This is a genomic window from Kocuria subflava, from assembly GCF_012163155.1.
GTDB classification, from domain to species: domain Bacteria; phylum Actinomycetota; class Actinomycetes; order Actinomycetales; family Micrococcaceae; genus Kocuria; species Kocuria subflava.
In genome coordinates this window covers 1-20,299 of record NZ_JAAVUN010000009.1, presented here as the reverse complement: position 1 = coordinate 20,299, position 20,299 = coordinate 1, and the positions used below count along the sequence as shown (strand labels likewise).

The 20,299-nt window shown below is 64.9% G+C and carries 18 protein-coding genes and 3 tRNA genes; 3 read left to right on the top strand and 18 right to left on the bottom strand.

Annotation, left to right across the window (positions count from 1 at the left end; genetic code table 11):
- Window positions 1-31: 31 nt before the first annotated feature.
- From GTW58_RS05965 to GTW58_RS05895, 15 genes are all read right to left on the bottom strand, one after another.
- Window positions 32-514 carry a PGPGW domain-containing protein gene (locus GTW58_RS05965; protein WP_232818026.1) on the bottom strand — a complete coding sequence of 161 codons (483 nt, stop codon included), beginning with the start codon at window positions 512-514 and terminating at the stop codon, window positions 32-34.
- A gap of 16 nt (window positions 515-530) precedes the next feature.
- On the bottom strand, window positions 531-1,667 hold the full coding sequence (locus GTW58_RS05960) for a UDP-N-acetylmuramate dehydrogenase (protein WP_370448273.1): 1,137 nt from the start codon (window positions 1,665-1,667) through the stop codon (window positions 531-533).
- Window positions 1,668-1,765: 98 nt separating this feature from the next.
- Window positions 1,766-2,260, bottom strand: a complete 495-nt coding sequence (locus tag GTW58_RS05955) for a MaoC/PaaZ C-terminal domain-containing protein (protein ID WP_119932867.1) — start codon at window positions 2,258-2,260, stop codon at window positions 1,766-1,768.
- Complete coding sequence (locus tag GTW58_RS05950; protein WP_047688114.1) at window positions 2,257-2,706, bottom strand: FAS1-like dehydratase domain-containing protein; 450 nt, start codon at window positions 2,704-2,706, stop codon at window positions 2,257-2,259. Before GTW58_RS05950 ends, GTW58_RS05955 begins: the two co-directional genes overlap by 4 nt.
- Before the next feature lie 85 nt (window positions 2,707-2,791).
- A tRNA-Met gene (locus GTW58_RS05945) sits at window positions 2,792-2,865 on the bottom strand.
- A 64-nt stretch (window positions 2,866-2,929) separates the two neighbouring features.
- Window positions 2,930-3,001: transfer RNA gene (locus GTW58_RS05940), tRNA-Thr, on the bottom strand.
- Window positions 3,002-3,047: 46 nt separating this feature from the next.
- Window positions 3,048-3,485, bottom strand: coding sequence for a hypothetical protein (locus GTW58_RS05935; RefSeq protein ID WP_119932866.1), 438 nt, complete (start codon window positions 3,483-3,485; stop codon window positions 3,048-3,050).
- A gap of 106 nt (window positions 3,486-3,591) precedes the next feature.
- Complete coding sequence (locus tag GTW58_RS05930) at window positions 3,592-6,078, bottom strand: phosphotransferase (protein ID WP_119932865.1); 2,487 nt, start codon at window positions 6,076-6,078, stop codon at window positions 3,592-3,594.
- Window positions 6,075-8,009: an ABC transporter ATP-binding protein gene (locus tag GTW58_RS05925; protein WP_119932864.1), complete on the bottom strand. Its 1,935-nt coding sequence runs from the start codon at window positions 8,007-8,009 to the stop codon at window positions 6,075-6,077. The genes GTW58_RS05930 and GTW58_RS05925 overlap by 4 nt, the downstream gene beginning before the upstream one ends.
- Window positions 8,006-9,220, bottom strand: coding sequence for a glycosyltransferase family 4 protein (locus tag GTW58_RS05920; protein WP_119932863.1), 1,215 nt, complete (start codon window positions 9,218-9,220; stop codon window positions 8,006-8,008). The genes GTW58_RS05925 and GTW58_RS05920 overlap by 4 nt, the downstream gene beginning before the upstream one ends.
- Entirely contained in the window at window positions 9,220-10,509 is a 1,290-nt protein-coding gene (locus tag GTW58_RS05915) for a glycosyltransferase family 4 protein (RefSeq protein WP_119932862.1), read from the bottom strand. Before GTW58_RS05915 ends, GTW58_RS05920 begins: the two co-directional genes overlap by 1 nt.
- Window positions 10,506-11,711: a glycosyltransferase family protein gene (locus GTW58_RS05910; RefSeq protein WP_119932861.1), complete on the bottom strand. Its 1,206-nt coding sequence runs from the start codon at window positions 11,709-11,711 to the stop codon at window positions 10,506-10,508. The genes GTW58_RS05915 and GTW58_RS05910 overlap by 4 nt, the downstream gene beginning before the upstream one ends.
- A 173-nt stretch (window positions 11,712-11,884) precedes the next feature.
- The gene (locus GTW58_RS05905) at window positions 11,885-12,565 is read right to left on the bottom strand and encodes a response regulator transcription factor (protein WP_047691222.1); all 681 of its coding nucleotides are present in this window, start codon (window positions 12,563-12,565) and stop codon (window positions 11,885-11,887) included.
- A 15-nt stretch (window positions 12,566-12,580) separates the two neighbouring features.
- Window positions 12,581-14,167: a sensor histidine kinase gene (locus GTW58_RS05900; RefSeq protein ID WP_119932860.1), complete on the bottom strand. Its 1,587-nt coding sequence runs from the start codon at window positions 14,165-14,167 to the stop codon at window positions 12,581-12,583.
- 113 nt (window positions 14,168-14,280) lie between these two features.
- Window positions 14,281-16,221 carry a DEAD/DEAH box helicase gene (locus tag GTW58_RS05895; RefSeq protein ID WP_119932859.1) on the bottom strand — a complete coding sequence of 647 codons (1,941 nt, stop codon included), beginning with the start codon at window positions 16,219-16,221 and terminating at the stop codon, window positions 14,281-14,283.
- A gap of 400 nt (window positions 16,222-16,621) precedes the next feature.
- Between GTW58_RS05895 and GTW58_RS05890 the strand changes: the two genes are divergently transcribed.
- A complete protein-coding gene (locus tag GTW58_RS05890; RefSeq protein WP_209436393.1) occupies window positions 16,622-17,578 on the top strand; it encodes a DNA-3-methyladenine glycosylase family protein in 957 nt (318 codons plus the stop codon).
- Window positions 17,579-17,679: 101 nt separating this feature from the next.
- Window positions 17,680-18,450 carry a VIT1/CCC1 transporter family protein gene (locus tag GTW58_RS05885; protein WP_081994144.1) on the top strand — a complete coding sequence of 257 codons (771 nt, stop codon included), beginning with the start codon at window positions 17,680-17,682 and terminating at the stop codon, window positions 18,448-18,450.
- Between the two features lie 68 nt (window positions 18,451-18,518).
- Here the strand turns inward: GTW58_RS05885 and trxA are convergent, their stop codons facing one another.
- The 3 genes from trxA to GTW58_RS05870 form a co-directional block, all read right to left on the bottom strand.
- On the bottom strand, window positions 18,519-18,905 hold the full coding sequence (gene trxA / locus GTW58_RS05880) for a thioredoxin (protein WP_255349601.1): 387 nt from the start codon (window positions 18,903-18,905) through the stop codon (window positions 18,519-18,521).
- A gap of 91 nt (window positions 18,906-18,996) precedes the next feature.
- Window positions 18,997-19,078: transfer RNA gene (locus GTW58_RS05875), tRNA-Tyr, on the bottom strand.
- 96 nt (window positions 19,079-19,174) lie between these two features.
- Entirely contained in the window at window positions 19,175-19,549 is a 375-nt protein-coding gene (locus tag GTW58_RS05870; protein ID WP_157980479.1) for a hypothetical protein, read from the bottom strand.
- Between the two features lie 130 nt (window positions 19,550-19,679).
- Between GTW58_RS05870 and GTW58_RS05865 the strand changes: the two genes are divergently transcribed.
- Window positions 19,680-20,171, top strand: coding sequence for a YajQ family cyclic di-GMP-binding protein (locus tag GTW58_RS05865; RefSeq protein WP_119932857.1), 492 nt, complete (start codon window positions 19,680-19,682; stop codon window positions 20,169-20,171).
- The last annotated feature ends 128 nt before the right edge of the window (window positions 20,172-20,299 follow it).

Below are 20,299 nucleotides of genomic sequence, written 5' to 3'. Positions count from 1 at the left end.
ACGCATGATCTCGTCACTTTTCTGGGCTGTTTCAGTGACCTGGGAAGCTGTTGCGCGCTGAAAAGGTCACGGGTTCTCCCCTGGCCTGGAGCTGCGCACCGTGGATGTTGTCTGCCGCTTGCCGACGGGGACCTGAGCGGCACCAGCGCCACCACTGCATCAACGGGGTGGCCTGCCAGCGGGCCCACACCACGCTGAGCTTCCTCAACGCCCATTGGTTCAGGCGATGCGCCCAGTCGAATTCCATGGACCACACGCCGATCCCCAGGAAGATGAACACCCATCCGGGGCCAGGCAGAACCAGCATGGCCACACCGGCGATGAACAGGGCGAATCCGATCAGGGCGATGGATCCCCGAACCATGACGCGGCGCAGCCTGGTTCCCTTGTGTGACCAGGCCTGGAACCGTTCAATGCGACGCCGGATGGGGTGACTGCGGTCCTGGCCCCGGCGCAGTTCATCGGCAAGCTCAGACTCTGCAGGATCGGGTGCCACCCGGCCACGCTCAGTCATGGACCAACCTGTTCTGTCACAGATCCATGCCCACGGTCACGGGCTCCGGCACCAGCTCCACCCCAAAGACTTCACGCACCCCGTCCCGCACGGTCCGGGCCAGTGCGGCCATGTCGGATGAGGTGGCCTGACCTCGGTTGGTCAGCGCCAGCGTGTGCTTGGTCGACAGGGAGGATCGCCCGTCCGAAACACTGGAGCCACTCACATTCAGACGTGAGTTGGTGGTGGCCTCCAATCCGAAACCCTTGGTGAAGCCTGCATTCTCGATCAGCCAGGCGGCCGAAAGCTTCACCCGGCCTGCCACGGGCTCACCGGCGGCATCCACCACCGGGAATCGTGGAGCCTCCGGCGGCACCACCTGATCGGCCTGATGTTCTTCCACAATCGGGTTGGTGAAGAACGAACCCGTGCTGTACGTGTCACGGTCGGAGGCGTCCAGGACCATGCCCTTACCGGCGCGTAGCGCCAAAACGGCTTCCCGTACCGCTGTCATGGGTGCACGCTGGTTGATCTCCACCCCCAGGTGCTGTGCCAGCTGGCCGTAGCGAATCGGCTTGGACGAATCCCCGTGGGTGAACTGGAACTGGACCTCAAGCACCACGTGGCGCGGGGATCCGTTCACGGTGCTGCGCTTGAGCATGGAATCGCGGTACCCGAACTTCAGATCCGCAAAGGCAAAGGAGGTGCGGCGCCCGGCCTCACGGTCATAGACCTTGACCCGGGCAATGGTCTGGGAGACCTCCTGCCCGTAAGCACCCACGTTCTGCACGGGGGTGGCCCCGGTGGTCCCGGGGATGCCGGAGAGGGCTTCAATGCCCACGCGGTCGTTCTCCACGGCCCAGGCCACCACCTGATCCCACGGATGCCCCGCAGCCACGCTCACCAAGGTTCCCGCACAGTCGGAGGAGTGGTCCACGTGGATTCCCCGTGTGGCCACGTGCACCACGGTGCCGTCGAATCCGGCATCTCCCACCAACAGGTTGGAGCCACCGCCCACCACCAGCAGGGGCTGACCGGCCTCGTCTGCAGCTTTCACGGCTGCCACGATCTGGTCCTCGGTTTCGGCGCGCACATAGTGGCCCACCGGGCCGCCCACAGCGGTGGTGGTGAGTTCGGCCAGGGTCACAGTGGGTTCGGCGGTCATGACCGTCATCCTAACGAGCCACGGTGGGCGCCGGTGACGGGTCAGCCTGGAGCGGACGCTGCACTTACGCCCCACCTCCAGCGCCGACGACGCCGCGACGAGTCACCTCAAGCGCAGGCCACCACAGCTTGTGCCTTGACCAGAACCTTCAGCGCGGCAGCCGAGTCGGCAGTGGCCTCCGGGTCCGTGAGATCCGGTGCGGTCACGGTCAGATCCACGCGTGCTGTGCGGGCTTCTGGATCAAGGGCGGCCACCTTGGCGGACACGGTCAAGGCCGTGGAGGCACGGACCTCAGTGTCGAACTGGTTGGGCACCACCACGGGCTTGGTGAACCGGGTCTGGACGTCAATCACGGCGGAGGGATCCCCTGCCCAGTCCACCACCACCTGCATGGCAGCACCCATGGTCAGCATGCCGTGGGCGATCACGTTGGGCAGACCCACAGAGGTGGCAAAGTCCTGGTTCCAGTGGATCGGGTTGAAGTCCCCGGAGACCGCAGCGTAGCGAACCAGGTCCGCACGGGAGAGCTCCACCGTGCGGGTGGCGACTTCCTGGCCCTTTTCCAAGGCCTCGAACTCAGGGCGGGTGGTGTTGGTGCTCACTGGTCTTCTCCCCTCACCAGCAGTGAGGACAACGCGGTGGATACCGCCTGTCCGTCGTCGTCAATGATTTCGGTGCGGAAGGTCACCATGGCTCCGGTGCCCACGGCACGCACAGTGTCCACCGTGGTGGCTGCTGTGAGGTTGTCCCCGGCCACGATGGCGCGGTGGTGAGTGAAGCGCTGATCTGCGTGGACCACGCGGGAGAAGTCGATTCCGGCTTCTCCATCGGCGACCACGGCGGCCTCGGCCTTCTGGGCCACGATGATCGCGAACGTGGGCGGCGCCACCAGATCCGCGTGACCGGCAGCGCGCGCGGCCTCAAGGTCCTGGTGGATGGGATTCTCTCCGCCGACCGCCTGGGCAAAAGCCCGGATGGCCTCCCGGGAGACCTGGTACGGAGGGATGGACGGATACGTCCGGCCCGCGACGTCAGGATTGACACTCACGCTGGTGCTCCTTGTCAGTTCGACCAACAACCACAATGCAGAAAGCCCGCGATCCTTGAACTCGGATCACGGGCTTTCGATTCCGTAGCGGTGGACGGGCTCGATCCGTCGACCTCACGATTATGAGTCGTGCGCTCTAACCAGCTGAGCTACACCGCCAGGACGGATGGGGAAACCCGTGCACTCGCGCTTTTCAACGCGAGCCACGGGCCCTCATCACGAGAGCCCCGACCGGGAATCGATCCCGGGACCTCCATCTTACCAAGATGGCGCTCTACCACTGAGCTATCGGGGCAACGCGGAATACTGTAACAGGGGTTCAGGCTCAGTCAAAAACGAGCTCAGTCGTCATCCCAGTCGTCATGGTCGTCGTCCCAATCATCGTCATCCCAGTCGTCGTCGTCCCAGTCGCCGCTGTAGGCGTAGTTGGGTGCCGGCTGGACCGGAACGGGCACCTGGGCGGGGGCTGCCGGGGCCTGCGCGGGTGCCTCTGGGGCCGGGGCGGGTACGGGAGCTTCTGCCACTGGGGCGGTATCACCCCCGGCTTCTGTGTCTCCCTCCGAGTCCGGGGACGCCGACTGCTCGTCCTCCCCGTCGTCGTCCCCGGAGGGCGTGCTCACGGTGCCTGACGGCCGGGGGGACGACGACGCCGGGCCGCCCTCCACCACAACACCATCGCGCAGGATCTGGGAATCGGACGGGGAGGCGGCTGCGATCCACAAGAAGACCGCGAGCGCGCCCACCACCACCAAGCTGAGAGTCGACCACAAAACCTTCATGCCGCACATGGTTGCCGGTCCAGATAAGACCAAGATGAGAACGAGGTCACCTGGGGTGGATGTCACCGAATCGTGACCAACTCCACGACTGCGCCGGGGCTCCCGTTCACAGGTCTCGAATGAGGTCTTGTGCCCACGTGCGCGCAAGGTGCTTCCATTGCGGACGGAAGGCGTAAACACAGACCAGCCGTGCGCGGGTGGCAGCCCGGTAGGCCTCCATGCGTTGTGCGGTGACCGCCAGCTCACAGGCCACCTCTGTCACGGTTCTGGTGGCCACGGTGTGCAGCTGCGCGCTGAGCACACCTTGGGCGCTGTGCAGGTCCAGGTGCACCCCCAGATTGGCCAGATCCAGTGCTGGATCACCGATGGCCGCAGTGTCGAAGTCCAGCAGTCCGATGCTGCCGGAGACGGCATCCAGCAACAGTTGTTTTTCATGGAGGTCGCGGTGCAGGACACCGGGCCGCCAGGACGGACCCGCGGGAAGATCTGCAAGCATCTGCTGAACTTTGGTGACGGCATCGGCCCAGGCTGCGGGGTCAACATCCGACGCTGCGGGGAAAGCGGCCAGACGCTGCCGCCAGGTCTCCAACGTCCGGATCTCATCTGCTGCGGTGTAGATGGGCAACGTGCTGGAGGCCAAATCGGCGCGCACCAGATTCGGCCACCGGTGCGCCCAGGCGCGAATTCCTGCCGCGTAGTTCTCCTCCTGCCCGGCCGCGCCCACACTGTGCAGGTTCTGCCCCGCCACCACGGAGAACTCCACGCGGTCAGTACCACTGCTCACAACGCGCGGAACGACGAATCCTGCCGCGGTTGCCAGGTGGTGAATTTCGTGGGAGAGCCGTGCCGTCTCCGGCACCTTGTCCGCGGCCAGCAACTTAACGTACCGATCCGCGGTTGCCACCACAGCTCGCCTGCCCCGCCGGTGCACCACCACCTGGCCGTGACGGGACAACTCCTCGAGTCCCGGCAGTTTGTGATCCGAGCCAACGGTGTTGACCTTCCACTCGGTGAGGCCCAGCCTGTGCGGATTCGGTGTTGCTGCCGCCGCCCGGACTCGGCCCGTGGAGTCGATCACTTCAGCGTTGAGTCGACCGTCTGCCTTGGGCCAAGCCCGTTTGACGGTGAAAGTCTCCAGGTCACCGCCTGGCTGCTGCACCGTGAGTGTGGTGGGCACGGCTTCCGGCACCAGCGCGCCAGCTGCCTGGACCACCTGGTGCATCCGCTGGGGCCAGTGCGGGCTGCAGTCCCGGAAGGCCGTCATGACCCGCATGAGCAGGTGGAACCCCGCCCAGGTGCGGATCTGGTGATCGGATGGAGCACCACTGAGTTCTCGATACCCCTCCACCATGGCCGCCGTCACCGAATCCAGGACCGGTTCCCAGTCCTGGGATGGTGCCATCTGGGCCAGCTGGGTCATGATTCCCGATGACACTGCATTGCCCAGATCATCTGCGGCCTGACCCAGACGCATCCGGTCCAAGTCCGTGATCATCACGCCGTCGTCGTCGCTGTGTGGGTTGGAGGAGCTGTGGCCGGGGCTGAACGCTGTGCTGTTAACCAGGACTTGATCGGCGGAGAAATCCCCGTGGAGCACACGCAGCGCGGTGCCGGTGCCAAGGCTTGCGGTGATCTCAAGATTCACGGTGATCCGGTCTGCCACCGCGCGAAACTGTGCTGCCACGTCCGGATCCACAGCCATCAGGTCGGTGGCCATGACCTCCATACGGGCCACTGGGTCCGGTGAATCGGGAATCCGGTTCACGATCTTCTCGGCCAGACGATCAGCACAGGAGTGCAAACGCACCAGGCCGCGGCCAGCCTTCCGGGCAGCCTCAACGGTTGACGTGTCCACGGCGTGGTCCGTGAGGTCACCGTCGCCGTACCAGGGATAGCAGCGCACGTGAGGATCCGGGCAGATGCCCGGGGCGGTGGTGGTGACCTGTATCGGCACCGCGTCCGAGGCCAGCACGGCCAGCGTGGATTCGGAAACGGCAGGGGCTTTCGCGGAGATCTTGACCACCGTTTCCGGCGCTGAGCCACCGGGCCCACCGGCCAAAACCATCCGACGCTGAGGGTTGAAACGCAGCACCCGCCACGGGCTGTGCGCCGTGCCCAGCCCGGCAGCCGATGCCCCCAGTACCTTGTGCAGCACCTTGACCAGTTTGGGATCTGCGGCGGGCAACCCCACGGCCAGCACGTGCCCAGGGCGGCCTGGAATCTGACAGGTGGCCACCATCTCCTGCCCGGCCACCCCGTAGAGCTGCTGCAACGTGATGCGCAGCTTTTCCAGTTTTCCACCCGCCTGTGGCGAGTATGTGGCCACCCAGAGCACTTGGCTCCGGGCGGGCCCACCGCCGGCCGTGACCCGGTTTCCGTGGCCCGTCGCGGAAAGATCCAGCCTGGCCACGGCCGCCACAGACGGCTTGTAGCGCAAGTAAGAGGTGCGCAGATGCAGACCATCGGCAGCCCCACCGCCAAGTGGTGCAGAGTGTGCCAACGGCAGGTCCCACAATCGGTGTGGATTCAGGATCCAGTTCACTCCGGGAAGGTGCTCGGCTGAGACCGGGGTATCAGTGAGGTCCACGTTCATGGCCGCTGCCCCTCCGTTGAATCCGCAGCGTGGACCTCCGCCTGGTCCCGGGCTTGTTGTTGTGCCACCCAGGCGGCGAACACGCCGTCGGGATCAGCCAGCAGGTCCTCCGGGGTGCCGTCCAACAGGATGCGACCCTCTTGAACCCACAACACACGGTCCGAGGCCAATGCCATGGCGGCATCGTGCGTGACGGCCACGGAGGTTCGGCCCTGGATCAGTTCGGCAATGGCATCCACCACCGCTTGGGTGGATTGGGGATCCAGCCCGGTGGTTGCCTCGTCCAGAACCACCACAGGAGCATCGCGCAGCAGAGCGCGGGCAATGGCGATCCGCTGGCGCTGACCACCGGAGAGTGTGGAGCCACGTTCGGCCACCACGGTGTCGTATCCCTGGGGGAAACCGGTCACGAACTCATGTGCCTGGGCGGCCTTGGCCGCCGCCTCCACCTGGGCATCCGTGGCATCTTCACGCCCCATCCGGATGTTTTCCCGAATGGTTCCGTGGAAGAGCACCGATTCCTGCAGCAACAACGCCACGTTGGAGCGCACGGAGGCCACGGACAGCAACCGCAGGTCCTGCCCATCCACCGCCACAGAGCCGTGGACCGGATCCATGGCCCGCACCAACAGGGAGGCCAGAGTGGACTTTCCAGAACCGGACGGCCCGATCACACTCACGTGTTGCCCGGGACGGATCACCACGTCAATGTCCTGGAGCACCAACCCATGGTGAGGATCTGCCGGGTCACCGTAGGAGGCATCAACCCGCCGGAACGCGATCTCACCCCGCACGGCTTGCAACGGTGTGCTCTCCGCAGTGTCCCGGATCTCCGGGGTGGTCTCCATCAGATCAGCCACCCGCTCGCCGGAGGCCGTTGCACGGGCAATGCGTCCGGTGTACTTGGCCATGTCACGCAGGGGCTTCATGCAGGTCTTGAGGTAGGTGGTGAACAACACCAGGTCCCCCAGGGTCATCTGCTCCTGAAGCACCCGCCAGCCACCACCCACCAGAACCACGGCGGTGGCCACTCCCACAATCACATCCGTGGCCCGTTCCAACCCGGCAGCCAGACGCCGGGACTGGACCCCCTGGGTCAGGGCCATCTGATTGGACTTCTCGAAAGAGGCCGCCATGCGATCCTCCAGACCGTAGGCCTGCACCACGCGGATGGCACCCAGCGATTCATGGGCGGTGTTGGCCAGTGCACCCTCACCTTTCCGCGTCTTGCGGGAGGCTTCCGTGATCTTGCCCGATGACCCGCGGCTGATGAACCAGAACGCCAGGATGGCTCCCACCACCACCAGGGCCAACATCCAGTCCAGGACCAACATGACGATGCACATGACCACCAGGGTGATCACGTTGGCCAGCAGGGGCAGGCCTGCGGTGACGGCCACCTCCTGCAACTTCCCGATGTCGGAGACGATGCGCTGAACCGTGTCCCCCGCCCGGGAGCTCGAATGGAAGCGATCGGAGAGGCTTTGGACATGGCGGAACAGCCGCCCGCGCAGCACCGTGGAAACCCGTGAGCCCACCAAGGCGAAGGCCACGGTGGCCAGATAGTTGGTCAGAGCACGGAAGCCCACGATGCACACGGTGGCCAGACCGGCTGCCAAAAGCAGTTGCCACGAGGCTTCCGGGATCCACGGGTCCACCGCTGTGGCATCCGCCCCCAGGGAGCGGGTGATGGAGTCAATCAGGATTTTCAACGGCCAGGGTTCCAAGACCCGGAAGGCCACTTCCAACAGCAACGCCACAACACCGCCGGCTATCAACCAGCGGTGTTCCCCAAGATGGGGTCGAATGAGGTTCAGGGTTCGGCCCAGCGCCTGCTTCTCGATCTTGGTGACCTTGGATTTTCGGGCGGTCCTGGCCGTGACGCGCTTGTCCCGGTCCCCGCCGCGGGATTCATCTGCCACCGCGCTCATGGGCGACCGTCCGCGGTGCCTACACCGGTGCCGTCCAGGATGGCTTCCAGCACCCGATCCCAGGAGCGTTCGCGTTCGGCCATCTCACGTGCCGCCCGGCCCGAGGCACGACGACGCCGCGGGTCCCCGACCAGGTCATCCACCGCCCGAGCCAGATCCACCGGGTCGGAGGGTTCAACCAGCAACCCGGTCACGCCGTCGTCGATGATCTGGGGAACCTGCCCCACGCGGGAGGCCACCACGGGCAGTGCAGCCGCACAGTATTCATAGATCTTCAGCGGTGAAAAGTACTGGTCCGCGCTCTGCTCGGTGCGCGGATAAGGGGCCACGGCAACAGCGCAGTCCTCCAGGTGGCCGGGGATGTGCTCCGGGGCCACGGCCCCGGTGAACTCGACCTCAATCCCCAACCGGGTGGCCTGTTCGGCCAGGGCCTGCCCTTGGGGACCATCCCCCACCAGACGCAACCGCCATGAGGTGGTCGCCAGTGCGCGGGCCTCCACCAGGTGTTCCACGCCGTGCCAAGGTTTCAGAGTCCCCACGAAAACCACAACGGGGCTGCGCCCGGCCTCCAGGCAGCCCTGTGAATCCTTGGAGGGGCGGATGCGCTCAACATTGACACCGTTGGGTGTGACCACCACGCGGTCCTGCATCTGCTGCGGGGTGAGGCCTGCGCCTGCTGTGCTGCGCACCCAGTCAGCCACGGGTTCGGAAACGCACGCGATGCGCGTGGCGTGGCTCACCTGATGCTTCAGCGCGGCATGGGCGCCGTGGTGGTCAATCAGGTCACGGTGCGTCTGCTGTTCATCGATCAGCGGAGCGTTGACCTCCAGGAAACCCGGAATGGACAGGGTCTGGCAGACCTCCGCCAGAGCAGTGGAGAACAGCGAATAGCGTTCGTACACGGCATCGGCACCGGCCGCCACCACCTGCGCGGCAATCTCCTGCGCAGCCTTCTGCTGTGCCTGTTCGCGAGCGGCCACACGCTCCATCCGATCCTCAGCCTGGGCTGCCGGCGCCTTGGGCACGGGAACGTGCACCACCTCAAGGTCCGCCAGGTCCTGGGGAACCTGATCACCCACACGGGTGGCGTAGACGGTGACCTCCCACCCCAGGGCACGCCAACACCGGATGATTTCCTGCACGTGCACAGAGGCGCCCTTGGACCCGAATACCGGGATGCCGGGGTCTGCACTGATGTAGGCCAGACGCATCAGGTAACACCTTCCTTCGATCTCTGTGTGGGCTCAGTGGGTTGGACGATCTGACGACTCGGCATGAGTTCCCCCAGCCGCTGAGCCTGTCTGCGCGAATCGAAATGGGTCTCCACGACGTCGCGACCGGCCCGGGTCACGGCCACACGGTCCCACCCGGGTTCAGCCACGGTCCGGAAAGCCTGTGCCAGGGAGTCGACGTCACCGGGTTCCAACAGGATTCCGGTCTGTACGGCTGCCCCCGGTTCCCCGTTGCGCACCACCTCCGGAATGCCGGTGACAGACGTGGCGATCACCGGCACCCCCATGGCCATGGCCTCCAGCAACACGGTGGGCAAGCCATCGGCATTGCCGTCCGCGCCCACCACGCAGGGGGCTGCAAACACATCAGCCCGACGCAGCAGGTCCACGATCTCACCCTGGGTCCGTGGGCCCAAGATCTCGATGTGTTCCGTGATGCCCAGAGCCACGGCGAGCTCACGCAGGGAGGCCTCACGTTCACCACCCCCGGCCACGGTGACCTTCAGTTCCAAACCATCAGCCAGTGCTGCGGCAGCGGCTCGGATCAAGACGTCAAAACCTTTTTTTTCCACCAGGCGTCCCACGCCCACCACATGCAACGGGCCTGCCGGGGCCGCGGGTTGTGCGTAGGGGAATCTGCTCAGTTCCAATCCGTTGTGGACCAGGTGCAACGGCGTGCCCGTGGGGGTGAAGGACTGCGGGAAATTGCGCAGAAGGAACTGCCGGTTGAACTCGGAGATGGTGACCACGTGCTCGGCCCACCTGAAGGTGCGCTGCAAACGGTGGTGGCTCACGGATCCATGGAACAAATCCTTGGCGTGGGTGGTCACGGAGAACGGGACACCGGTGAGCCGGGAGGCGATCTCCGCCACCTTCACGGACAGGTTGGCAAAGTGACAGTGCAGGTGTGTAATCCCGTGGGTGACCACGGAACAGGCCAACTCGATGCCCTGATGAACCTCGGAGGCTTCCGTGGACACCAGATCCGGCAACAGCTGGGCCCATCGGTTGCCGAAGTCTGGAACCACGCGCTGAGCCTGAGCCATCACCTCCCAGGCCTCTGAGGCTTTGAACGGGCGGTGGATGTAGGTCACAGGGGCCTGGACGCGGGCCAGTTCCGGGTGGAAACGGGTGTCCGTGGTGTGGCGCAGCGCAAAGATCTCAAGGTGCTCCCCCTGGGCCTCACGGGCCAGGATCTCCGTGACAATGAACGTCTCCGAGAACCGTGGATAAACCTTGAGGACGTAGCCGATTCTGTGCTGGGTCATCGGGACAGAGCCCCTTGACCGCAGATGCCCGAGGGCAGCGGGTGTGCTGCGGTCAAAGCCTGTGCGGCCAGATGGGCAGCGGTCTGAAGGCCGCTGAGGTTCAGGTGGTGGCGCAGCCTGACCGTTCCCACCGCCCGGCGCATCCACGCTGAGATCGCCTGGGCCGTGAGGTCCCGGGCCCGCAAGAGATCCACGGCGCCCACTTGCCGCAGCGCGGTGGCCCGGATCAACTGTTCCTGACGCGGATGCTCTCGCGGCACAATCAAGGCCGGGGTGTTGGTGGTCAGAATCTCCGTGGTGGAGTTGTACCCACCCATGGAGATCACGGCGTCAGCCGCCAGGACCTCCGCCAAGGCATCAGGCACCGCGTTGACCACAATGGTGCGTTCACTGGCCACGGTCTGAATGCGTTGCACCTGCGCCGGGTCCATCTGTGGACCGGTGATCACCAGGTGACGGTACCCGTGCGGCACCCGCGCGCGGGCGGCGGCGGTGAGCAGGTCCACACCGTCCGATCCACCGCCTGCCATGGACACGATGTACGGACGGCTCATGCCAGAGGTCCGCTCCCCCACGGGACGCCCCGCCGCCAGGTAACCGGTGTGCTGAATCATGTCCCCAAGCTCCGCGGGGATCTCTCCACTGCTGACGGGGTCATGGACATCGCGGTCACCGTAGACCCAGATGTGGTTGTAGACGGCGCGGAAGGTCTCCAGCTCTCCCAGATTCTCCCATTCACGGGCAGCCGCCTCCGGGGAATCCAGGACTTCACGCAACCCCAGAATGATCTGGGTCTGCGGGAACTCGGCACGCAGTCGCAGCAGCGGTGCCTGGAGCTCGCGCTGCACACCCCAGGCGTGGCGGTCCACAACCACCAGATGCGGATGGAAGCCCAACAACGCGGCCTCGATCAACCCAGAGCGCAGATTGGTCAGATGATCCATGCCCACGGACAGGTTGCGCGGTTCGTAAGTGCCGGTGTCCTTGGCCACTCCGGGCAGCACCACCCAGTCAAAGCCCTCCGGTTTGTCATGAGCCGTGGCGTTGTCCACGCCGGTGAGCAGAAGACCCGTCACCGCCCGTCCGGTCAGACCGGGAAGGTGATTCACCAGGGCGTGCGCCAAAGCCACATTGCGTCGGGTGTGGCCCAACCCTTGGGAGTCGTGCGAGTAGAACACCACCCGCAACTCTTCGGTCTCCATGACCCGTCCCCTCGCTCAGTCGTCATCGCTGCACTGCACCCACTGTCTCGGGGCAGGATGAAGACCCTATGAGCCGTTCATGAGGAGACTCTCATCTGCCTACGCACCAACAGGCCTTGCGGCGGCGTCGTCTATCCGCGACGGTCCACACCGGCCGCAGCACGACGACGACCTCAGACCTCCGCCAAGCGGTAGCCCACCCCTCGCACGGTGACGAACCTCTCTGGACCCAGCTTGTTGCGCAGGTACCGGACGTAGACGTCCACCACGTTGGAGGCGCCGTCGAAGTCGTAACCCCACACCTTGGTGAGCAGTTGGTCCCGGGTGAGCACCTGGCCAGCGTTCTCCAGGAACACGGTGGCAATGCTGAACTCGCGTGCGGAGAGCTCCACGTACTCCTCGGCCCCGGACTCCGTGGCCAGCACGGCGCAGCGTTTGCCGATGTCCAAGGACAACGTGCCGTAGCGCAGTTCCTCCTCCGCCACCGCCGGTGTGGCGTTTCGCAAGCGTGCTTTCACCCGGGCCAGAAGTTCTTGGAACCGGAAGGGTTTGGCCAGATAGTCATCGGCACCCTTGTCCAGGCCCTGCACGGTGTCTTCCACGGAATCACGGGCCGTGCACATGATCACCGGCATGGTGGAACCCATGCTGCGCAGCACGGAGAGCACCTTGAACCCGTCCATTCCCGGCAGCCCAACGTCCAGGATCAACAAGTCGAACTCCCCCGTGGCGGCGTAGTCCAGGGCCGTCACGCCGTCCTCCACCACGGTGGTGGTGAACCCGGAGGCACGCAGCCCCTTCTGGATGAAGCGGGAGATCCGCTCCTCGTCCTCGGCAATGAGGATGTTGGCCATTGCTGGTCCTTTCGTTCAGTTCTCTGCGCTACCTGCCACGGCGCGGTCGGATTCCGACGGCGGCCGTTCGGGCAACCACAATGTGAAAGTCGAGCCGCGCCCCGGGTGGGACCGCAGCCTGACCACACCACCGTGGCCCTCGGCAATGGCGGTCACGATCGCAAGCCCCAACCCGGAGCCCTCCACCGAGCGCCCGGCCTCCGCGCGACCAAATCGCTCGAAGATGCGTTTCTGGTCCTCCGGTTTGATCCCCATGCCCGTATCACGCACCCACAGCTCCAAGAAGCGACGGGAGGTTGCCCCGGTGGCGGCCAGGACGTCGTCGGGAGCCGCAGACCAGGCCGCGCCCAGAGCGATCACATCCCCCTCTTGGGAGAACTTCACGGCATTGGCCGCCAACTGCACCACGGCCTGTGTCAGACGCTGTCGGTCGGCCACTGCCCGTCCGCCGGCAGCACCTTCCAGCCGCCAGTCACGCTGCCCCAACGCCGGCAGACGTTCCATGGTGGCTTCCAGGAACTCCCAGACGTTGACCGACTCGGCCCGGATGAAGTCTGCGCGCTGGGACTTGGCCAGCAGCAACAGATCCTCCACCAGGCGATTCATGCGCTCGATCTCATCCAGCAGCATGGCCCGGGTCTCCTCCACGTCCCCGGGGTCATCGGCATCCATGAGCTCCAGGTTGCCGTGCAGGATGGTCAGCGGCGTTCGCAGCTCGTGGGCGGCGTCGTCCAAGAACTGCCGCTGCTGGTCAAAGCCGTCTTCAATGCGGTCCAGCATGTAGTTGAAGTGACGGGCCAATTGACCGACGTCGGAGTCCTCCTGGGCCACCGGGACGCGCTGGGTGAGGTCGTCCACGGTGATCTTCTGCGCAGCCTCCCGCAGCCGCGTGATGGGGGCGGTGACCCTACCCACCAGGAAGAACGCGATCAGACTTCCCAGCACCAGCATCACTGCGGAGATGCCCAGATAACGCCACAAGGATTCGTAGATGAGTTCCCGCTGGGCACCCCGGTCGGTCCCGATGACCAGATAGGCCGTGCGGTCATCGGTGGGCAGGGAAACGTCAATGACTCCCAGCCGCAGGTTCTCCCCGTCCATCTGGTGGTCAAAGATCACGGTCTGCCGCGCCTGGGCTCGGTCCTGGACCGCGCGGATGCGTTCCGGGTGGTCCAATTGGAAGCGGGACTCCCCCAAATATTCGTAGGCGGGCTGTCCGTCCAGGATGACCATGAAGTTCTCGTACTCACCCGGAACCGTAGTGGTCATGTAGGTGTAGAGCAGTTGATCGACGTCCTGGAACGGCTCACCCTCCACGGGGCCGGGGCCTTCCGGGACAGTGGTCTCCGGCCCCAACGGACCACGCTCGGCCAGGCGTTGGAGTTGACTGACCTCCTGCTCGATGTCCCCCTGGATTTGTTCATCAAGGTCCAGCAGGCGGAGATAGTGGGTCACTCCACCCACCAGGGTCAGGGTCAGCGCCATGCAGATGATGGTGGCGGCCAGCACACGGGCACGGACGGACTGAAGCCCCGCCCGCACCGTGGTCCATCGCGTCAACCAGCCTGGCGCAGCCATACGGCCAGCGTACTGGCGAGTCATGAGACAAGTATGAAGCCGCCTGTCAGCAGCTGCACCGGGGCGTAAAATCCCTGGATCACTGCCGAACAGGCGGCTTCATGCTGCCCTCAGGTCCTGCTCAGAGGACCCCGGGCTCAGTAGTTCTTCTTGAACTTGGGCTTGCGCTTGTCACGGCCCTCGCCAAAGCGGTCACCGCCAAAACGGTCATTGCCGCGGAAGCTCTGCTTGCCCTTGGGGCCGCGGCCACCAGAACGCGGGGGACGGTCACCGTAGCCACCGCCGCGCGGACGGCCCGCACCGGAACCGCCGCCGCCCTTGGGGCCACGATCCATGCGGATGTCCAGGCTCTGCCCGTTGATCTTGATCTCGCCCAGACGCTTGAGGTCATCACGGGAAAGGTCATCAGGTAGCCCCACCAGGGTGAAGGACGGACGGATTTCAATGGCGCCGATGTCGCTGCCGTCCAATCCGCCTTCGTTGGTCAAGGCACCCACGATCGCCCCGGGGGCAGCGCGGTGCTTGTGCCCCACGGCCATCCAGTACGTGGCCTTGCCCTCCTCGGAACGCGGCGCCCGGTTGCGGCCACCGGACTCGCCGTCGCGGTCGTCACGACGACGCTCGCGGTCCTTGCGCTTGGACAGCTCCGGCAGTTCCTCGGCAAAGAACGGGCGTCCGTCCTGAGCGATCACGGCAAGTGCTGCAGCCACCTCGACGGGGTCGACGTCATGTTCAGCCACGTAGGAGTCCACCAGGTCCCGGAACAAGCCCAGGTCCTCACCCTCGATGGCATCGGTGATGCCCTGGGCAAAGGTCTGGCGCCTGGTGGCGTTGACGTCGTCGACCGTGGGCATGGGCATCTGCTCCACGGGCTGACGCGTGGTGCGCTCAATGGCCCGCAGCAGGTACTTCTCCCGCGGGGTCATGAACAACACGGCGTCCCCGGTGCGCCCGGCACGGCCCGTGCGGCCGATGCGGTGAACGTAGGACTCGGTGTCGTGGGGGATGTCGTAGTTGACCACCAGGGAGATGCGCTCGACGTCCAGGCCGCGGGCGGCGACGTCGGTGGCGACCAGGATGTCGATCTTGCCCTCGCGCAGCTGGTCGACGGTCTTCTCGCGCAGTTGCTGCGGGATGTCACCGTTGATGGCGGCTGCGGCGTGACCGCGAGCGCGCAGCTTCTCGGCCACTTCCTCCGTGGCGGCCTTGGTGCGCACGAACACGATGATGCCGTCGTGCTCCTCGACTTCCAGCAACCGGGTCATGGCCTCCAGTTTGTGGGGGCCCATGACCTGAAGGTAGCGCTGGCGAATGTTCTTGGCCGTGGTGGTCTTGGCCTTGACCGTGACCTCTTCCGGATTGCGCAGATACTTCTGGGCAATCTTGCGGATGGCAGGCGGCATGGTGGCGGAGAACAGGGCAACCTGCTTCTCCTCCGGGGTCTGGGACAGGATGGTCTCCACGTCCTCGGCAAAGCCCATGCGCAGCATTTCGTCAGCCTCATCCAGCACCACGTACTGGAGGTCTTCCAGCTGCAGGGATCCGCGCTTGAGGTGGTCGATCACACGGCCAGGCGTACCCACCACAACCTGGGCGCCACGGCGCAGACCACCCAGCTGGGGCCCGTAGGAGGAGCCGCCGTAGACCGGCAGCACGGTGAAGTCCTCCAGGTTCACGGCGTAAGAGCTGAAGGCTTCAGCAACCTGCAAGGCAAGTTCGCGGGTGGGTGCCAGCACCAGGACCTTGGTGGTGGAGCTGGGACCGTTGAGGTCTGCCAGTTCGGCCAGGCGGGACAGCGCGGGCACGGCAAAGGCCGCGGTCTTGCCGGTGCCGGTCTGGGCCAGGCCCACCACGTCGCGGCCCTGCAGCAGCAGAGGGATGGTGGCTTCCTGGATGGGTGAGGGCTTTTCGTACCCGATGTTTTCCAGTGCGGCCAACACGCAGCCGTCAATACCGAGGTCGGCAAAGGTGGGACCGGCCGGTTCCGCTGCAGCAGCTTCCTGCTGGTGGCCCGACTGAGCTTCCTGCAGGTCCTGTTCGGTCTCAAGTTGGGATTCGTTGGGTGTGAATTCGGTCATGTCAGGGGGCTCCCTACGGTCTCAGGGCACGATTCACCCATTCCTTGAGGGATGGGTGCGGTGCTCTTGTGGCTCCGGTGCTCCCCAACATGAACCACCCGCAATCGGGAGTTCGAACGTCATGAGCCGCACAACGCTTCAGCATCACAGCTGGTCAGAGGCGGCAGAACTTGAGTGAATGGACCGCAGGCCACCACATCCACACACAGGGACGGGTGTGCCGTTGAGCCAAGAAGATCCAGGGAATGGACCGGAATGAATACCCCCACCCTATCTCAGGGGCACCGGCGTGGGTACGGATGGTGACCACGCACACCGCGCATTTCACCACTGACCACGGCTGCGCCCTTGGGCTGATGTCGCCTACGGCGGCGTCGGCCCCGGGTGCAAAAATGTCCGCATGGCCCAGCAGAACCCCGCTCACCTCCGGTGGACCCCGTCCACCCCGGTGAATCTGCGTGCCACCATGCGGGGGCTGACCCGTGGCACCACCCATCCCACAGCACGCATCACGGACGACGACGCCGTGTGGGTCACCACCCGCGTCGGTTCAGCTCCGGTGACGGCCCGGTTCGCCCGTGTGGGCCCAGGCCCGACGTTGCACAGAGACATTGCGGTCCATGCGTGGGGCCCGGGTGCACAGGCGTTTCTGCAGGAGGCTCCGCTGTGGACCGGCGAGGCGGACAGTTGGGATGTCTTCACCTCATCCCCGTCCTGGGAGCAGTTGCCTGCATCCTGGCGTCGCGCTCACCGCGAGCACCCGGGCGTACGGCTGATCGCCACCGGGCGTCTGGTGGACACGCTGGTGTGTACGGTCCTGGAGCAGAAAGTCACCGGCGGGGAGGCCGTGCGTGCCCAGCGGTGGTTGAGCCGATCTCACGGAGATCCGGCTCCCGGGCCGGCCCCCAGCGGGATGCGAGTGTTTCCCGCCCCGGAAACCATCCGATCCATCCCGTCCTGGGCCTGGCACCGCGCCGGAGTTGATCCAGCCCGAGCAGCCACTGTGCAGGCAGTGGTGGCACGGGCTTCGGGCCTCAACCGCTGGAACCGTGCTCCGCTGGATAATAATCTGAGCCGCGCCTTGGCATCACTGAAGGGTGTGGGGCCCTGGACCATTGCCGAAACCCTGCAGATCACCCACGGTGACCCCGATTCGGTGAGCATCTACGACTATCACCTGGCCCATCACGTCACGGAGTTCTTTGACGGGCACCGCGGGGATGATTCCCGCATGATGGAGTTGCTGGAGCCGTGGCGAGGCAATCGGCAGCGAGCCGTGCGGCTGATGTACGCCTCAGGATGGCGTTCCCAGGCCAAGGGACCTCGACTGACCCCTGAGGATCACCGCCACAAATGAGGTGAGGCTTTCCTTTTCTTTGAGCCGCCCGGAAGCTGCCAAAAGTAAGCACAGCCTTTCCTGCCTGGAAAGTGTTCACGGACAGGCGTTTAATGCATTCCATGAACGCCGCAAAAACCAGAACTCCGGACACCAGCCCGGACATTTTCCGAACTCGTCAGCAGCGAGTGCACATCGAACCCCAGAGTGGAAACTACAGCGAGCGCCTGAACAAGCTGCGTGCTGCCGTGCTGGGTGCCAATGACGGCATTGTGTCCGTGGCAGCCACTGTGGTGGGGGTGGCCGGAGCCTCGGCCGATCGTGGAGCCATCTTCCTGGTGGCTGCCGCAGCTCTCTCCGCAGGCGCCCTGTCCATGGCCCTGGGCGAATACGTGTCCGTCTCCTCCCAAAAAGACTCCCAGAAGGCTCTGATCGAATTGGAGACGCGGGAACTTGAAGAAATGCCGGAACAAGAGCTTGAAGAGCTGGTGGAGATTCTTGAGGAACGGGGAATGTCACCCAACATTGCTCGTGCTGCTGCAGTTGATCTGACCAAACACAACGCCCTCAAGGCCCATTTGTCCTTTGAGCTGGGGATCGACGAGGACGACATCCCCTCCCCCATGGGCGCTGCCATCGCCTCCGCCCTGGCCTTTGTGGCCGGGGCCATGCTGCCGATTCTGGCCATCTTGCTCCCGCCTGCGGGAATCGCGATTCCCCTCACCTTCGGCGTGGTCTTGGTGGCGTTGGCCATCACGGGGTGGCTGGGGGCACTGCTGGGTGGCTCCCCTCACCGCATGCGGGCAGCACTTCGCCTGGTGATCGGCGGCGCGCTGGCTCTGGCTGCCACTTTCGCCATCGGCTCCATGCTGGGCACCGGAGCAGTCGGCTGAGCCCACATCAACACACGTGGGGCGGGTCCATCGGACCCGCCCCACGTGTTGTTTGCGTTCTCAGCGCATCACTGCTGGGCTTCCCCGGCCTGCTGCTCGGCAACCTGCTTGCGGACCTCGTCCATGTCCAGGTTCTTCACGGCTTCAACCACCTGATCCAATGCGGATTCGGGCAGCGCACCGGCCTGGGAGAACACCAGAATGCCCTCACGGAAGGCCATGAGCGTGGGGATGGAGGAGATCTGGGCGGAGGCGGCAAGCGCCTGCTGATCCTCCGTGTCCACCTTGCCGAAGACGATCTCCGGATTCTTCTCCGAGGCGGACTCAAAGGTGGGTGCAAACTGCTTGCACGGACCGCACCAGTCAGCCCACCAGTCCAGCAAGACGATGTCATTACCGGTGATGGTTTCCTGCAGGTTCTCCTGAGTGATTTCAACCGTAGCCATGCGCTCCACCCTACGGACCCTGCGTGGAGGTGTCTTGTGCGTTCACCAGAAGTGGAAGTAGCAAGAAAAAATCCCGGAACCGCGTGGTTCCGGGATTTTGTGGCAGATGAGGGATTCGAACCCCCGTAGGCAGTGCCAGCTGATTTACAGTCAGCCCCCTTTGGCCGCTCGGGTAATCTGCCGAGTCCGTTCGATCCACCGTGGGTGGAGTCAAACGTGCCCCTGGACGGGAGCGGTACAACCCTACTGAATCACGGCCGATCGGCCAAATCCGTGGGTCACTGACCGATTGCCCGGGCCTGGATCTGGGCGAAGAACGCCAGGGCCTGGTCCAAGGTCACTTCTCCGCGGCTGACGGCGCGGTCCAGTTCTTCAGCGACCCCGCCCAGCCGCTCCGTAACGGTTGGCTCTGTGGCCACCGGCGCGTTGTCCCACAGGACACCTTGGTCCGGACTGACCACCGGCAGCTCGCCGGTTGTCTCCAAGGCGGCAGCCGGTGAGGCGCCCATTCCGGAGAGCAGGGCGGCAGCCAGGACCGTGCCAACAGCAGCTTTGCCCGTGCGGGCAGCTTGGCGGTTCAGGTGTGAGACACCGCTGGCGATCCGCGAGCGACGCTGCAGATCCGGCGACACCTTTGACGACGATTCGCTCATGTCATGCAGTGTGCCGGATCTGTCTGCGGAAGTCCTCAGACTCTCATCACAAATCCATCACACCTTTAGACTGGCTGGTGAGAAACCCGGGACCTACCAGGCCCCGACCCCCTACAAAGGAGCAAAACCCGTGGCCAGCGACTCAACGTTCGATGTTGTCAGCAAGGTGGACAAGCAGGAGGTCTCCAACGCCCTGAATCAGGCGCAGAAGGAAGTTGCGCAGCGTTACGACTTCCGGGGAGTTGGCGCTGAGATCGATTTCTCCGGGGAGAAGATCCTCATCAAGGCCAACTCCCAAGAGCGGGCGGAAGCCGTTCTGGACGTTTTCCAGTCCAAGCTGGTCAAGCGCGGCATCTCCCTGAAGTCCTTGGATGCCGGGGAGCCCTACGCATCCGGCAAGGAGTTCCGCATCGAGTCCTCCATCAAGGAGGGCATTGCCCAGGACCAGGCCAAGAAGATCTCCAAGATCATCCGCGATGAAGCCCCCAAGTCCGTCAAGGCCATCATCCAGGGAGATGAACTGCGCGTCTCCTCCAAGTCCCGCGATGACCTCCAGGAGACCATCAACCTGCTGAAGTCCTCAGACGTGGAGGTTGACCTCCAGTTCGTGAACTTCCGCTGAGTATCTGAGCTCAACACCACCCCGACTCACGACGACGGGGGGGGGGGCCCGCACTCGGGTGGGGCCCCCCCCCCCGCGGGGCTGCAGGAGGGGGCGGGTGGGGGGGGCGCCCCGGGGGGGGGGGGCGC